This window comes from Actinocatenispora rupis (assembly GCF_016861975.1).
GTDB classification, from domain to species: Bacteria; Actinomycetota; Actinomycetes; order Mycobacteriales; family Micromonosporaceae; genus Actinocatenispora; species Actinocatenispora rupis.
Window position 1 is genome coordinate 24,890 of sequence record NZ_BOMB01000033.1, and the last position, 22,667, is coordinate 47,556.

The 22,667-nt window shown below is 72.7% G+C and carries 14 protein-coding genes and 2 pseudogenes; 3 read left to right on the forward strand and 13 right to left on the reverse strand.

What is annotated here, in order from left to right; all coding sequences use genetic code 11:
* Positions 1-15: 15 nt before the first annotated feature.
* The 4 genes from Aru02nite_RS27945 to Aru02nite_RS27960 form a co-directional block, all read right to left on the reverse strand.
* A complete protein-coding gene (locus tag Aru02nite_RS27945) occupies positions 16-1,437 on the reverse strand; it encodes a PP2C family protein-serine/threonine phosphatase (protein ID WP_203662661.1) in 1,422 nt (473 codons plus the stop codon).
* A gap of 581 nt (positions 1,438-2,018) precedes the next feature.
* Complete coding sequence (locus tag Aru02nite_RS27950; RefSeq protein WP_203662662.1) at positions 2,019-2,309, reverse strand: hypothetical protein; 291 nt, start codon at positions 2,307-2,309, stop codon at positions 2,019-2,021.
* Positions 2,310-2,450: 141 nt separating this feature from the next.
* The gene (locus tag Aru02nite_RS27955) at positions 2,451-2,786 is read right to left on the reverse strand and encodes a WXG100 family type VII secretion target (RefSeq protein ID WP_203662663.1); all 336 of its coding nucleotides are present in this window, start codon (positions 2,784-2,786) and stop codon (positions 2,451-2,453) included.
* Between the two features lie 573 nt (positions 2,787-3,359).
* The gene (locus tag Aru02nite_RS27960) at positions 3,360-4,328 is read right to left on the reverse strand and encodes a GNAT family N-acetyltransferase (RefSeq protein WP_203662664.1); all 969 of its coding nucleotides are present in this window, start codon (positions 4,326-4,328) and stop codon (positions 3,360-3,362) included.
* Positions 4,329-4,564: 236 nt separating this feature from the next.
* Here Aru02nite_RS27960 and Aru02nite_RS27965 point away from each other — a divergent pair, with 236 nt between their 5' ends.
* Complete coding sequence (locus Aru02nite_RS27965; protein WP_203662665.1) at positions 4,565-5,020, forward strand: QcrA and Rieske domain-containing protein; 456 nt, start codon at positions 4,565-4,567, stop codon at positions 5,018-5,020.
* A 508-nt stretch (positions 5,021-5,528) separates the two neighbouring features.
* Here Aru02nite_RS27965 and Aru02nite_RS27970 read toward each other — a convergent pair.
* From Aru02nite_RS27970 to Aru02nite_RS27980, 3 genes and pseudogenes are all read right to left on the reverse strand, one after another.
* On the reverse strand, positions 5,529-8,387 hold the full coding sequence (locus Aru02nite_RS27970; RefSeq protein ID WP_203662666.1) for a vitamin B12-dependent ribonucleotide reductase: 2,859 nt from the start codon (positions 8,385-8,387) through the stop codon (positions 5,529-5,531).
* Between the two features lie 530 nt (positions 8,388-8,917).
* Positions 8,918-9,370: pseudogene (nrdR, locus tag Aru02nite_RS27975) on the reverse strand (transcriptional regulator NrdR); the annotation flags it as partial.
* Between the two features lie 299 nt (positions 9,371-9,669).
* Positions 9,670-9,963 (reverse strand): LysM peptidoglycan-binding domain-containing protein, encoded by a 294-nt coding sequence (locus Aru02nite_RS27980; protein ID WP_203662669.1) that lies wholly within the window; start codon positions 9,961-9,963, stop codon positions 9,670-9,672.
* A 765-nt stretch (positions 9,964-10,728) separates the two neighbouring features.
* Here Aru02nite_RS27980 and lexA point away from each other — a divergent pair.
* On the forward strand, positions 10,729-11,394 hold the full coding sequence (gene lexA / locus Aru02nite_RS27985) for a transcriptional repressor LexA (protein WP_373324995.1): 666 nt from the start codon (positions 10,729-10,731) through the stop codon (positions 11,392-11,394).
* A 301-nt stretch (positions 11,395-11,695) separates the two neighbouring features.
* Here the strand turns inward: lexA and Aru02nite_RS27990 are convergent, their stop codons facing one another.
* Positions 11,696-13,309, reverse strand: coding sequence for an NHL repeat-containing protein (locus tag Aru02nite_RS27990; protein ID WP_203662671.1), 1,614 nt, complete (start codon positions 13,307-13,309; stop codon positions 11,696-11,698).
* A gap of 147 nt (positions 13,310-13,456) precedes the next feature.
* On the reverse strand, positions 13,457-14,920 hold the full coding sequence (hflX, locus tag Aru02nite_RS27995; RefSeq protein WP_203662673.1) for a GTPase HflX: 1,464 nt from the start codon (positions 14,918-14,920) through the stop codon (positions 13,457-13,459).
* A gap of 138 nt (positions 14,921-15,058) precedes the next feature.
* Between hflX and Aru02nite_RS28000 the strand changes: the two are divergent.
* Positions 15,059-16,631 (forward strand): annotated as a pseudogene (locus Aru02nite_RS28000) (NAD-dependent malic enzyme).
* 51 nt (positions 16,632-16,682) lie between these two features.
* On the opposite strand, the gene Aru02nite_RS28005 reads toward Aru02nite_RS28000, so the two are convergent.
* The 4 genes from Aru02nite_RS28005 to Aru02nite_RS28020 form a co-directional block, all read right to left on the reverse strand.
* On the reverse strand, positions 16,683-17,255 hold the full coding sequence (locus tag Aru02nite_RS28005; RefSeq protein WP_239076998.1) for a DUF3885 domain-containing protein: 573 nt from the start codon (positions 17,253-17,255) through the stop codon (positions 16,683-16,685).
* Entirely contained in the window at positions 17,252-18,070 is an 819-nt protein-coding gene (dapF, locus tag Aru02nite_RS28010; RefSeq protein WP_203662859.1) for a diaminopimelate epimerase, read from the reverse strand. Before dapF ends, Aru02nite_RS28005 begins: the two co-directional genes overlap by 4 nt.
* A gap of 61 nt (positions 18,071-18,131) precedes the next feature.
* Complete coding sequence (locus tag Aru02nite_RS28015; RefSeq protein WP_203662677.1) at positions 18,132-19,127, reverse strand: asparaginase; 996 nt, start codon at positions 19,125-19,127, stop codon at positions 18,132-18,134.
* Positions 19,128-19,176: 49 nt separating this feature from the next.
* Positions 19,177-22,488 (reverse strand): lectin, encoded by a 3,312-nt coding sequence (locus Aru02nite_RS28020; protein WP_203662679.1) that lies wholly within the window; start codon positions 22,486-22,488, stop codon positions 19,177-19,179.
* Positions 22,489-22,667: the final 179 nt, after the last annotated feature.

Genomic DNA, 22,667 nt, shown 5'->3' on the forward strand with positions numbered 1-22,667 from the left:
CCGGCGGACCCGCGCTCACCGGCCCGTACCCGATGGGTCGGGTGGGTCGTCGGTGTCGCCGAGCGGTACGTCGTACCAGTTCAGCAGTCGGCGGCGGCCGATGCCGGGACCATCCGATGTGGACGGTCGGGGACCACCTTGCGCGTCGGCGGGCCGGTCGCCGTCCGTGTCCGGCGCCACGGTCCGACCGTCGGCACCGTTGTCCGCCGCCGGCGGCTCCCACCCGGCCTCGACGTCCAGGGCCAGCCGGACGAACTGCCGTTCGAGCCAGGTGATCCGGTTGTGGCAGCGGACCAGCGCCTCCCGGTCCACCGGCCCCGGCCCGTCGAGCAACCCCGACAACACCGTGTACTCGCGCGACAGCCGCAGGTTCGGTGGATCGCCGAGCACCAGATGGGCCATGGCGCGCTCGTCGGCGAAGTCGAACAGCGTGCCGGCGGCGTCCGGGACGTCCCGCAGGATCGCGGCGACCAGAGCGGACCGGTACATCGAGACGGGCACGGCGACCGGCGGGGCCGGCGCCACCGGCGTGCTGTCGCGTACCACGGCGTCGAGGGCGGGCGACGGCGTGCCGGACTCGTCGGCGGTGCCGTCCGGCAGCACGCGCACCGTGCCGCGCAGGCCGTCCAGCGTCTCGCCGTGGCCGCCGACGCGTACCGCCACCACCGTGACGTTGTCGCCCATCCCAGTCGGCGCCGTACGTTCCCGCGCCGCGTCGTGGATCGCCGTCGCCGTACGCTGCGGGTCCGTCGTCACCAGCGCGGCCAGCTCCCGCGGAGACAACGCCTCCCGCCCGTCCGGCAGCGCCTGGAAGACGCCGTCGCTGACGTACAGGACGGTGTCGCCGGGCGCCAGCTCCACCGCGACCAACTGCGGCACCACCGTACGGTCCCAGCCCGGTCCGGACAGCGCCTGCGTCAGCAGCCCGTCCGCGGTCTCCTGGTCCACGGTGAGCTGCCGCGCCTCCGACTCCCCCGCCCGCACCAGGTACGCCCGCGAGTCGCCGACGTTGACCACGGTCAGTACGCCGTCCCGGACGACGCCGGCGACCAGCGTGGTCGCCGACCCCACCGGCGCCTCCGCCAGCAGCCGACCCTGGGCCGCGGCCACGCCGCCGAGCAGGTCCGCCGGGCCGGCACCCTCGGCCACCTCGGCCAGCTCCCGTACCGTCAGCCCGGACGCCACGTCGCCGGCAGGGCCGCCGCCGAGCCCGTCCGCCACCCCCGCCACCGCGCCGGTCAACGCCGAGTCCTGCTGGTAGTCGCGGTCGCCCTGCCCGGTCCGTACCCCGAACGACAGCGCGCCCACCGAACCCGGGTCGCCGCCCGGTATATCCACGACCTCCACCGCCGGCCGCCCGATCCCGTGCCCGCCGGCCCACGCCGCCACCTCGGCCCGGACCCGCGCCACGCCCGGCCCACCCCCCGACACGTCCACCACGCGAGCCTCGCCCCCCGTGCCCGCCGCGTCAACGTCCGACACTCCCGACGCGCCGTCCACCGTGCCCGGGTCCTCCCCCGTCGTACCACCCGCGTTCGCCGTCACCTCCGAGTCCCGTTGCCACACAACGGTTCCCGACGGCGGCGCTGAACTCCCCGGTACTGTCGCGCGGCGCGCCGACGTCGCGGTCGTCGCCGCGGTCGGCAACCAGCACGACGGGTAATGCGGCCGGACAGTTCGGCGGGTCGGTCGCGAGGCCGTCAGGCATGGTCGGCGTCGGCGCCATCGACAGCCACAGCGAGGGTTCCCAGCTCGGCGACCCCGTCGACCCCGTGGCGCGGGGTGCTCGCCCCCACCGCGACCGCCGCGTACGCCCGGCAGACCGGTACCACGCCGCGGCCCCGGTCGCACCGTCCGCAGTGGACGGTCCGCCAACACCGCCGTCCGGGGTGGACGGTCCACATGCGACGGTCCGCGAACCGGTCCGAACTCGGGACCGTGCAGGCGAAACCGGGTCTCCGGGCCACCACGCAGCCAGATGCGGTGACCCGGTGACCCGGTCGGCGTACGCGCCGCGGTCAGTGCGGGACGGCGGCGCGCGCGGCGCCGTCGGCCGCGGTGTAGCGGTCGTCGCCGGCGGTTGTCGTCCCGGAGAACTGCTGGTACAGCGCCTCCAGCTCGCCGGCCGCCGAGTTCCATTGGGTGACCGCTGTCGTGAAGTCGGTGCCGGCGGCGCTGTCCCGCTCCAACGCGCGGATCTTCCTGATCTCGTCGTCGATCGCGACGATCTGGCCGTGCATCGTACTGAGCGCGGCGGCGGCGAGCGTCAGGTCACCGCCGACGACGTAGAGCAGATCCGGGTCGTTCATCGTGCTCCTCCTGGTCTGCGTCCTCGATCCCGTCCGCGTCCGGCGTCCGGCGCGGCGATACCACCCGGACGACGGCGCGGGGCGTTGCCCCGGAGGGTGGTCGCGGATCGTGCCGTACGGCGGGCCCGGCCACCCCGGTCGTCATGCCCGGTCGAGCTCCGGGGGCGCCTGCGCCGCGACCTCGTCGTGCTCCTGCGCCACCAGCGTGTCGTTGCTGTCGTAGCTGTGGCTGGCCTTCGACACCGCGGCCTGCAGCAGGTTCAGCGCGTTCATCAGGCGGTTGCACGTGTCCCGCACGTCCATGTGGGTGGTGGCGGCGGCGATCGCCCCCTCGCTGGACCACACGTTGAGGACCGGCTCGACCGTGCCGACGACCTGCTGCGCCGCGCTCGCGAGTGCCGTGTGGTGGGTCTCGAACGTCTCGATGGCGTGCGCCAGCTGGGTCTTGCTGACCCTCATGTTCGTCGCATCCCCCATGGGGACACCTCCTCTGCGGGGCTGCCCCCGGCGAGGTGCCGACGCACGGCGGCCGCCGGCGGGCCAGCACCTCCCGATCACGCTTCGGTCATCCACGACGATATCGCCCAGGCAACCCCGACGCCAGGCACTGGCAGACCTGTTTTCCCTAGTACATAAGGGATTCTGAAGGTTCGTCAGGGAGCCTGAAGCGAACCGGACGCTGCGCCGACCGGACGGCAGCGGTCGGTTGTCGCCGTCCGGTCCTGGTACTCCTGCGCCGTGGCCCGCCGCGCAATCGAGCGCCGGTCCCTCCGGTATCCGCAGCAGCAGGCTCGCCGGCAGCCGCGACGGCGTGCCCCTGTCGTACCGCAGGCTGTGCAGGACCTCGCCGTCGGGGCACCGCGAACCGCTGCGCAAGCCCACCGCGGAGACCGGGTCATACGCCGATCCCCGTGCAGGACGCGGACGGCAGCATCGTCCGGATCGGTGCCACACCGACGATCCGCGCCACCGCGGCCACCGGCAGTGTCACCACGGCATCGACGTGTACCAGTTCGGAAAGCCGCCGCCGTCACCGGTTCGCGCTGAGGTCTACTGTGGACCATCCACTGTGGACGGTACTGGTGCGGACAGGATCAGCCGCACCTCGGTGTTGCGGTACCGGTTGCGCTCGAACGCCTTCTGCATCGGCACGTTGACCAGATCCGTCGTCGCCGTGATCCGGCGCGCCCCGTTCGCCGCGTGGAACCGCGTGATCTCCACCAGGATCTCGTCGATGTACCCGTTGCCGCGCGACTCCGGCAGCACGCCCAGGTATCCGACGTTCGGCCCGCCCGGGTTGTGCCACGGGATGCCGAACCCGACCAGCGCGCCGTCCGCGTCCCGCGCCAACCGCCACCAGTCGCGGGTCGCGGGCGCGCTCAGGTAGAAGTCCAGATCCTCCCGCGCCGCCGCGGCCCGCCCGTACGCCTCGACGTGCCGCCGCGTCGTCGTGTCCAAGCTGCCCACCGACACCTGCCGGAACACGTCCACGAACGCCTCGTCCGACGGCTCCGGCTCGAACACCAGCCGACCGCGCGACTCCGGCACCCCGCTGTCCGCGGTCCACACGTACTGCAGGCGCTCCAGATCCTCGGTCAGCCCGACCCGCTCCACCGCCGCGCGGCGCCACGCCATCTCGGCCTGCACCGGATCCCGGCGACGCCACTCGTTCGGCAACCGCAGCTGGTACTCCGGCGGCGTGCTCGCACCGGCCGCCGCGTACGCCTCGTGCGCCGCCGTCAACAGGCCCGCCGCGACACCCGCCCGGTCCGCCACCCGATCCGACACGTACAGGTGATCGAGGGTGGTCGGGGTGTCGTTGGTCGGCTGCGACCACCACACCGCCAGCGCGAGCAGCTCGCCGCGCTCCTCCGCCACCCACGTCCACTCCGGCCGGTACTGCCGATCGGCGAAATCCGACCGGTACCGCGCCGCGTCGACCCAGTTGACCGGATCACCCGTGCTGAACAACGCCGACACGCGATCCAACTCCGCGGCGGCGGTGGGACGAAACAACATGAAGCCTCCGTACACGACAAGGTGAACGGCGACCGGCTCAGGACGAGACGTCCCGGCCCGGAAGCGCCGTACGACAGACCGACATCGCACGCCCCCTCTCGTGCACGGCCGCCCCGTCGGCGGCTCCCGGGCGGGGACGCTAGGTCACCCGGCCCGCGCCGTCAAGGAATTTGAACCGTTCCGGCGCCCGCTCCGTGTCCGGTCGGAGACACTGACCGACGAAACGGGAGGCCGGAATGCCAGACACCAGTCGACGACGAGTACTTGCCGCCGGAGCCGGAATCGCCGGCGCCGCCGGCGTCACCGCCCTTGCCGGCTGCGGCGGCAACTCCGGGCAGTCCGGCACCGGGCAGTCCGGGTCCGGGCAGAGCAAGGCACCGTCCGTCAAGGCCGGTACGACCCTCGTCGCGCTCGACAAGGTGCAGGTCGGCCAGGCCGTCTCCGCCAAGAGCCCCGACGGCAAACCGCTCATCGTCGCCCGGCCCACCGCGCAGACCGCCGTCTGCTTCAGCGCCATCTGCACCCACCAGGGCTGTACGGTCGCGCCCGCCGGCAAGGAACTGCACTGCCCCTGCCACGGCTCGGTCTACCAGGCCACCACCGGCAAGAACGTCTCCGGGCCGGCGCCCCGCCCGCTCGACAAGGTCGACGTACACGTCGCCAACGGCCAGGTCGTCACCGGCTCCGCCTGACCGGAGCACCGCAGTACGCCGCGGGCCACGGCACGTCGCGGGCGGGGACACCTCGCGGGCCACGACACGTCGCGGGCCACGGCACGTCGCAGCGGCGCCCGCGAACGCCGGTGAGCCGCGACGGCGGGTGGGTGACCGCGAGTTGCCGCAGGCTGCGGTGAGCCGCGCTGGGTCGCAGGTCTTCGCGCTCCCGCGCCGATTCGTTGCGGGGGCTTCACTCATCCAGCACGGTGTCGTTGCGGGCTTCGCACGTCGCAGCGGGTCGCCTCGGGCTGTCCCGGGCCGGCGCCGCGGGCAGCCGCGGGGTGCCCCGGCCCCGGCCTGCGCCGGGCTGTCTCGGGCGGCCTCGTGCCGCCGCCGGTCGCGGTGCGTCGACCGGGCCGCCGACGGTGCGCGGTTGCCGTGTGAGCACACGGGAAGGGGAGCCGGTGAACGCACCGGCTCCCCTTCCGTCACGTCGCGGTGTCCGCGCCGCACCCGGTACTCCCGGATGCGGCGCGGTCCCCGGTCAGCTGCAGCCCGAGGTGGACCCGCAGCCCTCGCACACGTAGCAGCTACCGGCCGGGCGCATCTTCGTACCGCAGGTGAAGCACAGCGGCGCGTCCGCGGCCTTGCCCTGCACCGCTTCCAGCAGTTCGGTGGACGAACCGGCGCGCGCGGTCGGCGCGGGTGCCGGCGCCGGTTCCTCGACGCGACGCTCCACGGTGGGCGCCGACGCGGCCAGCCCGGCCAGGTCGACACCGTCGTCGACGACGTGCACCGACGCCGGGTCCTCGCCGCGTACCTCGGCCGCCCGCTCCGCGGAGGTGAGGATGCCCAGCTCGGACCGCTGCTCGAACGGCAGGAAGTCCAGCGCCAGCCGGCGGAACACGTAGTCCATGACCGAGTTCGCGATGCGGATGTCCGGGTCGTCGGTCATGCCGGCCGGCTCGAACCGCATGTTGACGAACTTCTCCACGTACGTCTCCAGCGGCACCCCGTACTGCAGGGCCACCGAGATCGCCACCGAGAACGCGTCCATCACGCCGGCCAGGGTCGACCCCTGCTTGCCCAGCTTGAGGAACACCTCGCCGATGCCGTCGTCCGGGTACGACGACGCGGTCAGGTAGCCCTCGGCGCCGGCCACGGAGAACGACGTGGTCCGCGACGGCCGCGACTTCGGCAGCCGCTTGCGCACTGGCCGGTACTCGACGACCTCGCTCTTCGGCGCCTCCGCCTTCGCCGGCTCCTTCTTCTTCGCCGACAGCGGCTGCCCGACCTTGCAGTTGTCGCGGTAGATGGCGAGCGCCTTCAGGCCGAGCTTCCAGCCCTGCAGGTACACGTCCTCGATGTCGGCGACGGTCGCGGACTCCGGCAGGTTCACCGTCTTGGAGATCGCGCCGGACAGGAACGGCTGCAGCGCCGCCATCATCCGCACGTGCCCCATCGGCCGGATCGACCGCTCACCCATCGCGCAGTCGAACACCTCGTAGTGCTCCGGGCGCAGGCCCGGCGCGTCCACCACGTGCCCGTGCTCGGAGATGTACTCGACGATCGCCTCGACCTGCTCCTCCTGGTACCCCAGGGAACGCAGCGCGCGCGGCACGGTCTGGTTGACGATCTGCATCGAGCCGCCGCCGACCAGCTTCTTGAACTTGACCAGCGCCAGGTCCGGCTCGACGCCGGTGGTGTCGCAGTCCATCGCCAGACCGATCGTGCCGGTCGGCGCCAGCAGCGACGCCTGCGCGTTGCGCCAGCCGTTGCGCTCGCCGATGGCGAGACCGCGCTGCCACTCCTCGCCCGCCGCGGCCAGGATCCGGCGGTCCTCGTCACCGACCGGACGCACCTCGTCGTTGGCGGCGGCGTGCTTGCGCATCACGCGGGTGTGCGCGGCGGCGTTGCGGGCGTACCCGTCGTACGCGCCGACGACGCCCGCCAGCTCCGCCGACCGCCGGTACGACACGCCGGTCATCAGCGACGTGATCGCCGCCGCCACCGCCCGGCCGCCGTCCGAGTCGTACGCGTGGGCGGTCGCCATCAGCAGCGCGCCGAGGTTCGCGTACCCGATACCCAGCTGCCGGTACGCCCGGGTCGTCTCGCCGATCTTCTCGGTCGGGAAGTCCGCGAAGCAGATCGAGATGTCCATCGCGGTGAAGACCAGCTCCACCGACTTGACGAACGCCGGCACGTCGAACGTGTTGTCGTCGCGCAGGAACTTCATCAGGTTCATCGACGCGAGGTTGCAGGACGAGTTGTCCAGCGACAGGTACTCCGAGCACGGGTTCGACGCGGTGATCCGGCCGGTCTCCGGGTTGGTGTGCCAGTCGTTGATCGTGTCGTCGTACTGCAGGCCCGGGTCGGCGCACTCCCACGCGGCCTGCGCGATCTTGCCGAACAGATCCCGCGCGCGGATCGTCTCGATGACCTCGCCGCTGGTCCGGGACCGCAGCCCGAACTCACCGTCCGCCTCCACCGCCCGCATGAACTCGTCGGACACCCGTACCGAGTTGTTCGCGTTCTGGTACTGGACGCTGGTGATGTCCTTGCCACCCAGGTCCATGTCGAACCCGGCGTCCCGCAGCGCGCGGACCTTGTCCTCCTCGCGCGCCTTGGTCTGCACGAACTCCTCGACGTCCGGGTGGTCCACGTCGAGCACGACCATCTTCGCCGCGCGCCGCGTCGCACCGCCGGACTTGATCGTCCCGGCGCTCGCGTCCGCCCCGCGCATGAAGCTGACCGGCCCGGACGCCGTCCCGCCCGAGGACAGCAGCTCCTTCGACGACCGGATCCGCGACAGGTTCAGCCCGGCGCCGGAGCCGCCCTTGAAGATCAGCCCCTCCTCCCGGTACCAGTTCAGGATCGAGTCCATCGAGTCGTCCACCGACAGGATGAAACAGGCGCTGACCTGCTGCGCCGACGACGTCCCGACGTTGAACCAGACCGGCGAGTTGAAGCTGAAGAACTGGTGCACGAGCATCCAGGTCAGCTCGTGCTCGAAGATCTCGGCGTCCGCCGGCGTGGCGAAGTAGCCGTTCTCCTCCCCCGCCTTCCGGTACGTCTTCACGACCCGGTCGACGAGCTGCTTGAGGCTCCACTCGCGCTCCGCCGAACCGACCGCCCCGCGGAAGTACTTCGAGGTGACGATGTTGGTGGCGTTGACGCTCCAGAAGTCGGGGTACTCCACGCCGCGCTGCTCGAAGTTGACCGACCCGTCCCGCCAGTTCGTCATGACGACGTCCCGGCGCTCCCAGGTGATCTCGTCGTACGGGTGGACACCGTCGGTCGTCCACACCCGCTCGATCGTCAGGCCCTTGCCCTGCCGCTTCTTCGCCCCCCGCTGGCTCCTACTGCCTGTCGCATCGGGCGAGGTGCCCACCGCCTCGGTCATCGCCTTCCCCCTCTTCGCCGCGCGTGCTCCGCGCATCGCTCCGTGTCCCGTTCCGCCGCCGGCCGGTCACCCGCCCGGCGTCTTCGCCTCGGCCGCTGTGCGTTGTGCGTTCGTGCTGCTGCGGTCGTACGCCGACGTCGGCGCACCACCTGACGCACGACCACGCCCGGTCGCCGCGGCGAGCCACGGTCCGTTCGGTTCGGTCGTGTTGCCGTACTACTGGCTGCCCGGGCCCCGCCCGGTGCCTGATATCCGCCTTGTTCGAGGGCCGCCACGGTCCGGCTCCGCGCCACCACCGGCCCGGCCTGCCGCTCCGGCCCACCCGACCGGCCTGGTACGCCGGCCTGACACGGCTCCGCCGCATCGCTGGTTCCGGTGGCTCAGCCGCTGGGGACCTTGGCCGGTCTGCCACCCGCGCCGTCCGCGGAGCCGACGCCCGACCGGGCCGTCGCCACCCGCTGCCGGCCGGGGTCCGGCTCGGGTCCGGCGCGCTCACCGGAACCGCCGCCACCACCGTCGCCCTGGTCGTCCCCACCGCCGCGGGCGTCCCGCAGGGTGGCGATCTCCCGCTCGAAGTCGGCCAGCGTGTCGAACGAGCGGTACACACTGGCGAACCGCAGGTACGCCACCTCGTCCAGCTCGCGCAACGGCCCGAGGATGGCCAGGCCCACGTCGTGGCTCGGCACCTCGGCCGCACCACGCGCCCGGACGCTCTCCTCCACCCGCTGCGACAGCACCGCGAGGTCGTCGTCGTTCACCGGCCGGCCCTGGCACGCCTTGCGCACGCCGGACATCACCTTCGACCGGCTGAACGGCTCGGTCACCCCGCTGCGCTTGACGACCGCGAGGACCGCCTCCTCGACCGTGGTGAACCGCTTGCCACACTCCTGGCAGGCCCGCCGGCGACGGATGAGCTGACCGTCCTCGGCCTCCCGGGAGTCGACCACCCGGGACTCGGGATGCCGACAGTACGGACACCGCATGTCGAACACCTCCTGTCGTCGCGACCTGCCCGACCCGCCGCGGCACACCCGGAATCCGGGCAACGCGAAGAGGCCCACTCGTGGGCTCGCGGCTGATCGTTCGGAACTGGACGTCGGGGTCGCTAACCCCAACTTGTGGATATCTTACAGGGCTGTAACTACTAGATGTTGGGTCTGACGCTATTCCGTCGGCCCAGATATCGCAAGCTGACAGGCAGTTCGGCGTGTCACTTCCACCCACCCTGGTGACAGCACCGGCGATGCCGGACAGAAGACGCCCACCGACCCGCGACGGCCGTTCAGTCGACGACCGGGAAGGTCAGTTCCTGTCCCGGATAGATGGTGTACCCGGAGAGGTGGTTGAGGTGGCGGATCCGCTCGATCGTGCCCACGGGATCGCGGGAGGGAGCGTACCGGTCGGCAAGGGACCAGAGCGTGTCGCCCTGCCGCACCTCGACCCGCCGCGGGGTCGCCTCGGCCCCGCCGGGCGTGCCGACCAGCAGTCCCAGCCCGATCGCGAGCAGCGCCACCGCCAGACCGACCACCAACCGGCCGCGCCGGGTCAGCCGCACCGGCGGCCGCGGTCGTCGCACGGCCCGGGCACGCACCGCCGGCCGCTCCGCACTCTTCGTCATTGCACCGCGCCCCGACGCCCCCACCCGGCCGGGCGACCGACGCCAGCCACCACGACCCACGGACCCCCCGGTACGCCGGCCCGCGGTGGTACGCCCGCGCCTGTCCTGGCCGACCGTGGACGCCGCCCGGCGCACCCGGCCGCCCGCGGCGTCGGCGGACCGGCCGGCACAGCCCTGGATCAGCCGGAGCCGCGGTCGGCCCGGATCGTCCAGGCCGTGCAGCCGGTGGGCCGACCGGTCGCGTCCGCCGGGTGTACTCCGTCCCGACGTCGCTCCGTACCCTGCCGCCATCGTTACTCCCCCAAAGGAACGACTTCCGCAAGATCGAACGCACGTTCGATCGAACGCACGTACGATTCATACCAGCGGTCGGGCCCGGATATCGAGAGCTTGTCGGCGTGTCTCTCGAACACATGTTTGGCATGTGGCGGATGTGCCGATACGGTCAACGGTGACGAGGATGCGCGGCGTCCGACGTTCCGGTCGGGTCGGCCGGTGTGGTCGCCGCGCGGGTCGGTTCCGTGGCTGCCGCGGTGCCGGCGGGAGCCCGCGAGGGCTCACCCAGACCGATGAAGGGATGCGGACGTGGACGCCGACGACGGCCGGGACACCCGTTCCGGGGACAGCCAGCCCACCAGTAAATCTCGGCGGCGGTCCGCCCGGGTCACCCCGCTGTCGACACGGTCGGCCGGACGCAAGGGCAAGGAGCCCGGCGGTTCGGACGTGGCGTCGTTCCCGGACGCCCAGACCGGCGACCTGACGGTGCGGCAGCGGCGGATCCTTGAGGTGATCCGCGACTCGATCGACCGCCGGGGCTACCCGCCGAGCGTGCGCGAGATCGGCGAGGCGGTGGGGCTCACCTCACCGTCCAGCGTGGCGTACCAGATGGGGATCTTGCAGCGGCGGGGTTATCTGCGTCGCGACCCGAACCGGCCGCGCGCCGTCGACATCCGACCGGTGCGGGACACCGAGGAGGTCGCCGGCACGGACGGCGCGCCGATCAACCCGGCGCCCGAGCCGGCGTACGTGCCGATGGTGGGTCGGATCGCCGCCGGTGGGCCGATCCTGGCCGAGCAGGCGATCGAGGACGTGTTCCCGCTGCCGCGCGAGCTGGTCGGCGAGGGCACCCTGTTCCTGCTGCGGGTCAGCGGTGACTCGATGGTCGACGCGGCCATCTGCGACGGCGACTGGGTCGTGGTGCGGCAGCAACCGGTCGCCGAGTCCGGCGACGTGGTGGCCGCGATGATCGACGGTGAGGCCACCGTGAAGACGTACCGGCTGCGGGACGGGCACGTGAGCCTGGTCCCGCACAACCCGGCGTACGAGCCGATCCCCGGTGACGAGGCGACCATCCTCGGCCGCGTCGTCACGGTGCTGCGGCGCATCTGACACCGACCGGGCCGGCCGCTCACGTACGTGCCGGCCCGTCGTGTGCCCGTTGCGCCCGCCCCATTTCGGGGGCCAGCGCCCGTGCTTCCGGCGTCGGCGAACCGTCGTTCCCGGCGTCAAGCGCCCCGCGCTTTCGGCGTCAGCGAACCGTCGTTTCCGGTGTCAAGCGCCTCGGCCGCTCCCGGCGTGGAGCGGAGCTTCCGGCGTGGAGCGCACAGCTCCCGGCACGGAGCACGGAGCTCCCGGCTGGAGCGCTTGGCTTCCGGCGTGGTGCGTCCCGTCGTTGCCGGGCGCGGCGCGGTCAGCGCAGGTCGTCGAGCCAGTCGATCTCGCGGCGACCCTCGTCCTGCGGGGCACCCCGACCCGACCGGTACGGCGGGGGTTCCGGCTCGGACCGCCGGGGCGGACGCCGCATCGGTTCGGCCGGCGGCGGTACGTTCCGGGGCGGTGGCGGCGGGGCGTTGCGCGACGGCGGCGGCGCGTTCCGGGGTGGTGGCGGCGGCACGTTGCGATGCGGTGCACCGCGAGGCGGCGGCGCGTTCCGCGGCGGCGGGGTGCTGTCGGTGATGCGGCCGAAGACCTCGGTGTCGGCGTCGTCGTCGGCCGGCGCGGCGTGCCGGCGGGACCGCGGCGGCGCCTCGCCGCGCAGCGTGGACGCGCGGCGCTCGGACGGCGCGGAGTCGGTGACCCGCGGGATGTACGCGGTCTCGACGTCGTCCGACTGCGGTGTGCCGGAGCGGCGTGGTGCCGGGCCGCGGGGGTTGGGGTCGTTGCCGCGCTTGCGGCCGTCGTCGGGCGGACCGCGGCGACGCGACCGGCGGATGCCGACGACACCGACGATGACCAGGAGCAGGCCGGCGATGCCGACGGCGACCACCAGCGTGGTGATGTCGGACAGGCTGATGTTGCCGGAGAACAGGCCGCCACCGTCGGACGTCGCCTTGCCGGCCGCGCTCGGCGCCGCCTTGGTCGGCGCGGACTGCGTCGACGGCGTGTACTTCACGATCTGCGACGGGCTCTGGATGTTCTCCGTGTCGCCGACGGTGAGGAACGACGAGCTGTCCTTGGTGTACGTGATGGACTCGCCGGAACCGGTCTCGTTCGGCAGCGCGGTGCGTCGGGGCTTGCCTGCGGTGATGCTCTTGGCGACGTCGCCGCCGGTCACGTCCCACTCGTACGCGTCGGTGTAGGTGCGGAGGACGGCGCGCTTGCCGTCCGGCGAGACGGCGCCGCCGGTGAAGACGCGCTGGCCGATCTGGCCGATCGGGCTGCCGGGCGTGCCGGTGGCGGTGAGCGGGATGGACCCGGCCGCCTTCAGCGGGGTCGGCGAGTCCGCGGAGAGCTTGCCGGTCGGTACGAACACCTTGCCGGCGCCCGCCTGGTACGTCACGACGACGGGCGTGCCGTTCGGCTGCATGAGCAGCGAGCGCGCGTCGACCGGGCCGGCACCCGACGGGTACTTCATCCGGTAGAGGGTGGCCTGGCTGTTGCCGGAGCTGAACTTCCACAGCGCGATGGTGTCGCGCGACTTGTCCTTGTCGCCGAAGTCGGCGACCCACATGCTGCCGTCGGACGTGGCGGCCAGGTCCTCCGGGTCGCGCGGCGTGTTCGGGTCCGTGACGACGTTGGTGACCTGGCAGGAGCTGTCCAGCTGGTACACCGACATGCTGCCGCCGCCGGTGTTGTTGATGACCGCGTATCCCGAGGAGGTGGCCGCGAGGCCGGAGATCGCGGTGATCCGCTGGTCGTTGATCGTGCAGACCTTGCTGCCCGCCTTGGCCGGAGCGGCCGTCGCCGGGACCGCGGTACCGACGGTGACCGTCGCGGTCAGCAGCGCCGCGGCGACGCCGACGGCCCGCCGAGTGGTCGGACGACCGGCGGGCCGGCGGTTCAACGGCTGTTCACGCTCCATCACGGCGCAAGTGTGGCAGAGACTTCGGCCTCCCGGACAGGTGGCCCGGCCAGGCAACACAGCGATAATCGTCCGGTAACCGGATGTTGTTTCCGATTTGCTCGGATCACTCTGCGCACAACTGCGCCAACGGAACGGACATGTTCGACGCTACGGGGCCGCCGGCGACTCGGACACCACGAACGGCGCAAGCTCGGCCGCGAGGAGCGGATCGACCCGTACGTCCAGCACGGTGCCCTCCGGCGTGTGCTCCGCCGACAGCACCTCGCCGTACTTGCGGGCCCGGTTCTCCAGGTCGCCCCGCCCGTACGGCAGGCGGACGAGCATCGGGACCGCCGGCCGCGGCAGCCGCGCCTCGATCGCCGCCCGCAGCTCCGCCACGCCCACCCCGGTACGCGCCGAGCAGAACACCGCGTCCGGCCAGATCCGCCGCAGCCGCAACAGCGTCTCCTCGTCGGCCGCGTCGACCTTGTTGATCGCGAGCAGCTCGGGCCGCTCCGCCGCGTCGATCTCCGCGAGTACCTCACGGACCGCGGCCACCTGCGACTCCGGGTCCGGGTGCGAGCCGTCGACGACGTGCAGCACCAGGTCGGCGTCGGCGACCTCCTCCAGCGTCGACCGGAACGCCTCCACCAGCTGGTGCGGCAGGTGCCGGACGAAGCCCACCGTGTCGGACAGCGTGTAGATCCGGCCGTCGGTGGCGCGGGCCCGGCGGGTCGTCGGATCGAGGGTGGCGAACAGCGCGTCCTCCACCAGTACGCCGGCGCCGGTGATCCGGTTGAGCAGGCTGGACTTGCCCGCGTTGGTGTACCCGGCGATCGCGACGGCCGGGATCTCGTGCCGCCGCCGGTCGGCCCGCTTCGTGTCGCGGGCCGCGCGCATGCCCTTGATCTCCCGGCGCAGCTTCGCCACCCGGTGCCGGATGCGCCGCCGGTCGGTCTCCAGCTTCGTCTCACCGGGACCACGCGTACCGACGCCGCCGCTGGCACCGCCGGCCCGGCCACCCGCCTGCCGGGACAGGCTCTCGCCCCAGCCGCGCAGCCGCGGGATCAGGTACTCCAGCTGCGCCAGCTCGACCTGCGCCTTACCCTCACGGCTCTTGGCGTGCTGCGCGAAGATGTCGAGGATCAGCGCCGTGCGGTCGATGACCTTGACCTTGACCCGGGTCTCCAGGTTGCGCAGCTGGCTGGGCGACAGCTCGCCGTCGCACACCACCGTGTCGGCGCCCGACTCGACCACCACGTCACGCAGCTCGTCGACCTTGCCGCGGCCCACGTACGTCGCGGGGTCGGGGCGGCCGCGGCGCTGGATCAGCCCTTCCAGTACCTGGGAGCCGGCGGTCTCGGCGAGCGCGGCCAGCTCGGCCAGCGAGTGCTCGGCCTCGACGAGCGTGCCGTCCGTCCAGACACCGACCAGGACGACCCGCTCCAACCGCAGCTGCCGGTACTCGACCTCGGTGACGTCGGACAGCTCGGTGGACAGCCCGACGACCCGACGCAGCGCGTGCCGGTCGGCCAGTTCGAGCTCGCCGACCGTCGCGTCGTCGAGGTCGGTCTCGGTGTCGACGTCGAACGCGTCGGCGTCGGTGCGGGGTACGAATGCGGAATCAGCCATCGCGTTCGATCGTGTCACGCCGCACCGCCCGACCGCACCTCTATTGCACCCACCCGCACCGACCGCGCCGGGCCGCTGAGGCGATACTGTCCGACCAGGGGTCCTGGTGACCCGTGTCAACGTCGACATGAAGCGGACATCCGGCGGCACAACGCCGGCCCGCGGACCCGGAGGGATACGACCGTGACCACCCGCAGCCTGCCGAGCGCCGGATTCTCGATCACCGTGCGGGTGTCGGTGCCCGCCGACTCCACCGCCATCGGCCGGCTCACCACCGCGGTCGGTACCGCCGACGCGATCGTCACCGCGCTCGACGTGGTCGACTCCGACCACCAGGCCGTCATCGTCGACCTCACCTGCGACACCGCGGACGCCGCGCACGCCGAGACGGTGGTACGGCAGCTGGAGGCGCTGGACGGCGTCCAGGTGCGGAAGGTGTCGGACCGGACGTTCCTGCTGCACCTCGGCGGCAAGATCGAGGTCAGCTCCAAGGTCAGCCTGCGCAACCGGGACGAGCTGTCCCGGGCGTACACGCCGGGGGTGGCCCGGGTGTGCATGGCGATCGCGGAGAACCCGGAGGACGCGCGCCGGCTGACCATCAAGCGCAACACCATCGCGGTCGTCTCGGACGGTACGGCGGTGCTCGGGCTCGGCAACATCGGCCCGGCCGCGGCGATGCCGGTGATGGAGGGCAAGGCGGCGCTGTTCAAGCGGTTCGGCGGCGTCGACGCCTGGCCGGTCGTACTGGACACGCAGGACACCGACGAGATCGTGTCCATCGTCAAGGCGCTCGCCCCGGCGTACGGCGGGATCAACCTGGAGGACATCGCGGCGCCGCGCTGCTTCGAGATCGAGGCGAAACTGCGCGAGGCGCTCGACATCCCGGTGTTCCACGACGACCAGCACGGCACCGCCATCTGCGTACTGGCCGCGCTGACCAACGCGCTGCGCGTCGTCGGCAAGCGGATGAGCGACGTGAAGGTCGTCGTGTCCGGCGCCGGCGCGGCCGGTACGGCGATCATGAAGTTGCTGCTCAAGCAGGGCGTCGGCGACATCATCGCGTGCGACCGGCCGGGTGCCCTGCACCGCGGCATGGACGGGCTCAACGACAGCTGGCAGTGGCTGGTCGAGCACACCAACGCCGACAACTACGCGGGCAGCCTGGCCGGCGCGCTCGCCGGCGCCGACGTGTTCATCGGCGTGTCCGCGCCGAACCTGCTCACCGGCGACGACGTCAAGACCATGGCGTCCGACGCGATCGTGTTCGCGCTGGCCAACCCCGACCCGGAGGTCGACCCGCGGGAGGCCCGGCAGTACGCGACGGTCGTGGCGACCGGGCGCTCCGACCAGCCGAACCAGATCAACAACCTGCTGGCGTTCCCGGGCGTGTTCCGCGGGCTGCTCGACGCGCAGGCGCCGAAGTGGACCGACGACATGGCGCTCGCCGCCGCGCACGCGATCGCCGACGCGGTCGGCGAGGAGAAGCTGAACGCCAGCGTCATCGTGCCCAGCGTCTTCGACGCGAAGGTCGCGCCGGCGGTCGCCGCCGCGGTCCGCGCCGTCGCCAAGGGCGCCGGGTCCGACGAGAACGAGCCGGACGGCCCGCTCGCCGTACGCTGACCGCCCGGCGTCGAACGGCCCGGAAGCGGTGTCACCAGCGGCGGGCCGGCCGGAGGTGGCGGGCCGCCGGCGGCTGACCGGCCGGGAGTGACCGACCGGCAGGCGGGACCGGCCAGGAGCGGCGGGCCGGCCGGGTGCGGTGTCACCAGCCGAGCGGGTGCGCCGACAACCAGTCGCGGTGCCGGTCCCGCAACGCGTCCCGCGCGGCGGGATCGGCCAGTACGAGGTCGACCCCGCCGTCGTACGGGGCGAAGACCCACCGCAGATCGGGCGGGGTGATCAGGGCGTAGCCGCCGTCGTCGGCCACGTACCGCAGCAGCGGGTCCAGCGAGCCGGGCCGGTACCGGATGCGGCTGACGTACGTCCAGGCGGCCCATTCGGGGTCGGCCGGGTCGGTCAGCTCCCACCACGGCACGGCGCCCGGGTGCAGCCCGACGCGTACCGGGGACCACTGGTCCGCGGGGTCGCCGGGCGGGTGGAACGCCGGGGTGATCAGGTACACGTCGTCGGCGCCCAGCTCGTCCAGCAGCGTCTCCTGCCGCCCCAGGATCGTCCGGTACTCCGGTTCGTCCTCGGCGTACCGCTTCGAGCCGGGCAGGCTGTGGAACCGTACCCACCGGTCGGTCACGTGGTGGCGGAACAGGTATCCGAGCGGCATGACCTCCGGCCACCGCTCATGCCACGCGCGGCGCAGGGCGGCGGCGTCGACCGTCACCGCAGGGTGCCGGTGGCGACGATGACGGCGGGGCCGGCGAGGGTCAGCGAGTCGGGCGTGACGGTCGCCGTCAGCCGCCCGCCCGGTACGTCGACGGCGACGGTGCCGGCGTCGCGGCCGGCCTCCCGCAGCGTCACCGCGGCCACCGCGACGGCGCCGGAACCGCAGGACTCCGTCTCCCCGGCGCCTCGCTCGTACACGCGCATGCGGACGTGCCGGTCGGCGCCGGCCACCGGCTCGTCGAGTACGGTGACGAACTCGACGTTGGCGCCGGCCGGGAAGACGGCCGGGTCGAGGCGCGGGGCTCGGGTCAGGTCGAGCGCGGCCAGCTCGGCCGCCGGTACCGGGCAGACCAGGTGCGGGTTGCCGGCGTCGACGGCGACGCCCGGGTAGCCCGCCTCGCCGATCGTGGCGCCGGTGGTGCCGAGCAGCGTCGGCGGGCCCATCTGGACCGCGATGGTCTCCCCGACCGTCCCGGTACGCAGGCCGGAGCGGGTGGCGATGGTGACCGTCGGGCCGTCCGCGAGACCGTTCGTGACCAGGTACCGCAGGAAGACGCGGATGCCGTTGCCGCACATCTCGGCGATCGAGCCGTCGGCGTTCCAGTAGTCCATGAACCATTCGGCGTCGGCGGCGTACCGGGTGGCGTCGGGGTGCTTGGCGCACCGGACCACCCGCAGCAGCCCGTCGGCGCCGATGCCGCCGCGCCGGTCGCACAGCGCGGCGACGGACCCGGCGGTCAGCGGCAGCGCGCCGTCCGGGTCCGGCAGGATCACGAAATCGTTCCGGGTGCCGTGCCCCTTGGCAAACTCCACCCCAGCCAGCTCGTTCATCACCCTCAACTCTGACACGCCCGGCCGTGGTCGGGCGCCCGGGTCAGCCGTGGTCGTCGAAGGCGGCGGCGACGGCGTCCCGGTCGGCGCCGGTGGCGAGCAGCAGCCGCAGCAGTACCCGCGCCTTGTACGGGTGCAGCAGCCCGCCGTCGATCAGCCCGCGCCGCCGCAGGTCCCGCTCCGACCCGACCGCCCCGTACGTGGCGCGCAGCGCCGAACCCGCCCCCGTACGGGAGGTGAGGACGACGGGGATGCGGGCGGCCAGCTCGCCGAGTACCGGGGCGAGGGGTGCGGGGGCGTGACCGACGCCGAACGCGGCGACCACCAGGCCCCGGTGGGTGTCGGCGAGCCCCGCCAGCAGCCCGCCGTCGTCGTCGAACGTCACCGCGTACAGCGCGGTACGGGCCCGGTCGAGGTCGAGAGGCGCGGCCGGCAGCGGTGGCCGCCGGTCGGGCCGGGTCAGGACCCGCACGCGGCCCTCGACGACGTGCCCGACGGGCCCCACGTCCGGCGACGCGAACGTCCCGGTACTCGTACTGTGCGTCTTGCGTACCCAGCGGGCGGCGTGGATCTCGTCGTCGAACGCGACGAGCGCGCCGAGTCCACGGGCGGCGGGCGCGGCGGCGACCCGTACCGCGGCGAGGAGGTTGGCGGGGCCGTCGGCACCGGCCAGCGTCGGGTTGCGCATCGCGCCGGTGAACACGATCGGCTCGGGCCGCCGCCACACCAGGTCCGCCAGGTACGCGGTCTCCTCCAGGGAGTCGGTGCCCTGCGTGACTACGATCCCGGTGGCGCCCGCGTCGACGGCCGCCTCGGCGTCCGCCACCACCGCCAGGATGTCCCGGAACGTGAGGCTCGCGCTCGGTACCGCGTGCACGTCGCGGACGTCGAGGGTGACGCCGGTGTCGGCGAGGCCGGGCACCGCCGCGGTCAGCTCCGCGCCGGTCAGCCGGGTGACCACGCCGCCGTCCGTGCCGGCCATCGCGATGGTGCCGCCAAGGGTGCACAGCGCGACCCGTACCGGAACGCCGATGTCCATGCCGGACACGGTAACCGGCCCCGGGACGGTGCCCCGGGGCCGGTCCGGCTCAACCGAGCCCGATCGCGAACACGTGCATCGTCGCGGACGGGCTGGGCAGGGTCACCGAGGCGACCGTCTTGCCGGCCGTGAGCGCGCCGGAGGTGGCGAACACGTACGTGGTCACCTTCTCCGACGTACCGTTCGTGGCGTTCCGGTACGCCATGGTGGCGACGGTCGTGTCGCCCGGCAGCGGGTCGTAGCCGCCGGCGCCGAGGGTCCAGTCGCTGAACCCGAGCGTGAGCGTCTGCGTACTGCCGTCGGTGTAGTGGACGACGAGGTCGCCGACCGCGCCGGAGGCGTCCGCGTTGGTACCGGAGCCGAGCAGCCCGAGCCGGGTCGCGCCGGCGGGCGCGGTGAGCGGCACGGTCTGCCCGGACGCCTCGATGTTGTCGAGTTCCCCGCTCGCCGCGTCCGGCCACGTGTACGTCACGCCGCCGGCGTGCACCGTGCCGCCCGGGGTGAGACCGTTCGCGGCGAGCGCCTGCGCGGAGTACGCGTACCCGCTGGTGTCGAGGCTGGCGGAGCTGGCCTTGCCGTCGTCGGAGACGCCGGCGTTGGTGTAGTACGGCCAGAGTTCGCCGGGCTTCGCCACGGACAGGTGCGCGGACGCCGGCGCGAGCGCGGTACCGTCCGCGGTCGTCAACCCGAACGTCACCGTGTACCGGCCCTCGGTCTGGCCGGCGGTGACGGTGACCGGCGCGCTGCCGGTGGACCGTGCCGGTACGTCGAACGATCCGGACGTCGGCGACAGCGTCACCCCGTCGCCGGATCCGGTCCAGCGCACCGACATCGGGCTGTCCGACACGTTCGTGACCGACACGGTCAGCGTGTCGTGCCCGCCGGGCGCGACGACCAGCCCGTCGGACGGGCTCGCCGCGGTGAACGTCGACTGCTGCCCCGTACCGTCGGACGGCGGCGCGTCGGCCGGGTCGGCGCCCCAGTCCTTGTCCGGCGTGGCCGCCAGGTCGTACCCGAGGGTGCCGCCGCCGGCCAGGTCCGCGTACCGCAGCCACGGCCGCTGCGACGCCGTCCCGTTCACGGTCAGCCCGTGCACGTACATGTTCTCGGTGGTGGCGTTCGGGGCGGAGATGGTCAGCGTCTTGCCGTTCGGCAGGGTGACGACGGCCTTCGGAAAGACCGGGCTGCCGAGCGTCAGGATGTCGGTGCCGGGCGTCTCCGGGTACATGCCCAGCTCGCTGAACACGTACCAGGAGCTCATGGCGCCGAGGTCGTCGTTGCCGAACTGGCCGACGGGCGCGTCGAAGTACAGCTTCTGCTGCGCCTCGCGCACCACCTGCTGCGTCTTCCACGGCGCGCCGACGTAGTCGTACTCCCAGGGGATCTCGATGCTGGGCTCGTTGGACAGGCCGGCGTTGGTCGGGCCGGGATGGTCGATCGACGTGAACAGGCTGTCCAGGTACTTCTCGTAGGCGGCGTCGCCGCCCTTGGCGAGGATCAGCGCCCGCAGGTTGTGCGGCACCATCGGCGTGTACTGCGCGGCCGTGCCCTCCACCATGCCGGTGCCGGTACCCGGGGAGAAGCCCGCGACGAACTGCCCGTCGGACTGCTTCGCCTGCACGTAGCCGGATCCGGCGTTGAAGGTGTTCTGCCAGTTCTGCGAGCGCGTCGCGAACCTCGTGTACGTGTCGGACTTCCCCAACGCCTTGGCGTACGCGGCGATCGCGTAGTCGGCGCTGTCGTACTCCAGCTGCGTGGAGACCGGCCCGTAGAAGTTGCAGCACCCGTACTTCAGGTCGTACGGCAGGTATCCGTAGGAGTCGAGTTCGGCCTGGCCGGGCCGGACGTTGTTGGGGTTGGTGGCCTCGTCGACCATCGCGGCCAGCGCGTGCTGCCGGTCGAAGTCGCGCGCACCGAACGCGTACGCCCCGGCGATGATCGGGTCGGCCGGGTCACCGACCATCACGTAGCTCTCGCCGTTGGCCAGCGACCACTTCGGCATCGTCCCGGACTGGCCGTAGTCGTCGAGCATGGACCGGATCGAGTCGCTGGTCTGCTTCGGCGCCACGATCGACGCGAGCTGCACCTGCGACCGGTAGATGTCCCACCCCGAATAGTTCGCGTACTCCTGGTGCCCCGCCGCGGCCTGGTGCACCGCCCCGTCCGACCCCGTGTACTGGCCGTTCACGTCGCTGAACACGTTGGGGTGCAACAGAACGTGGTAGAGCGCGGTGTAGAACTGCTGCTGCTGCGCGGTCGAACCGCCGGCGACGGCGATGCGCTTGAGCAGCGCGTTCCAGGCGTCGTGGGTCTGGCGCCGCACCGCGCCGAGGTTCCAGCCGGGGATCTCGGTGGCCAGGTTCGCCTTCGCGTTGGCGTCGCTGGTGAACGAGATGCCGACCTTCGCCGTGACCGTCTGGTCGCCGGTCGCGTCGAACGTCAGGTACACGCCGCCGGGGCCGGTCGCCGCGGTCGGCGTGGCGCTGTCGTGCGCCCGCGGCGCGTCCCGTACGGGGGCGCGGAAGTCCGGCTTCGCCGTACCGTGGAAGGGTTTCGTGGCGGCGCCGTGCGGCCGGGCGTCCGCCGGTGCGGTCGGCTTCGGCGTCGCCTTCGTCGCGTGCTGCGACAGTGTACGGTCCTGCGCCGCGACGTCCCCGTCCTGCCACGTGCCGTACGCGCTGAACGGCCGGTCGAACGTGATGTCGAAGTGCAGCGTGTAGTCGCGCTCCCGGGTGCTGGACTGGCCGCAGAAGTGCCCGGACGTGACCGACCCGGTCACCTCCCGGTCGCCGACCACCGTCGCGCTCGTCCCGTCCACCGTGCTCGCGCTGCCGGACACCTTCAGCAGCAGGTTCGCCTTGCTGGTACGGGGAAACGCGAACGTGCCGATGCCGGCCCGGGTCGTCGCGCTCAGCGTCGTCGTCACCCCCGACCCCTGCGTCACCGTGTACGACCCGGCCGTGGCCCGCTCGTTGATGTGGCTGTACGTGTCCGTCGTACTGCCCGGCTTCGTACCGATGTCGCCGACCGTCGGCAGGATCGGCACGTCGCCGAGCGCCCCGCAGCAGGGCCCGGAGATGTGCGTGAGGCTGTACCCGAGCAGGTTCGTGTCGTCGTACTCGTAGCCGCCGCCGTCGGTACGGTGCGGCGACGTGTCCGGGCTCCACTGCACCATTCCGAACGGCGCGTCGGCACCGGGGAACGTGTCCACCGCGCCGGACGTACCGATGAGGGGGTTGACGAGGGATGCGGGGTCGGCGACGGGGGCGGGTGCGGCGTTCGCCGTGCCGGCGAAGGGGAGCACGGCGGCGAGGGTGCCGAGCGCGACGAGTGCCGCGCGCCGGCGGGTTCGGAGTCTCATTGCCCGTCCTTTCGGCGGTCCGCGCCGTGCCCGGAGCGGACCGCGAGGGGTCGAAGGAGCAGGCCTCGGGTCGTCGTCCGAGGTCGGCGGGGCCGGCACCACCCGCCTCGACTGACATCGTTGTCAGGAGGCGCCGGGAATCCCACCGATCCCGGATGCTAGGCCCGTTCTGTACCTCG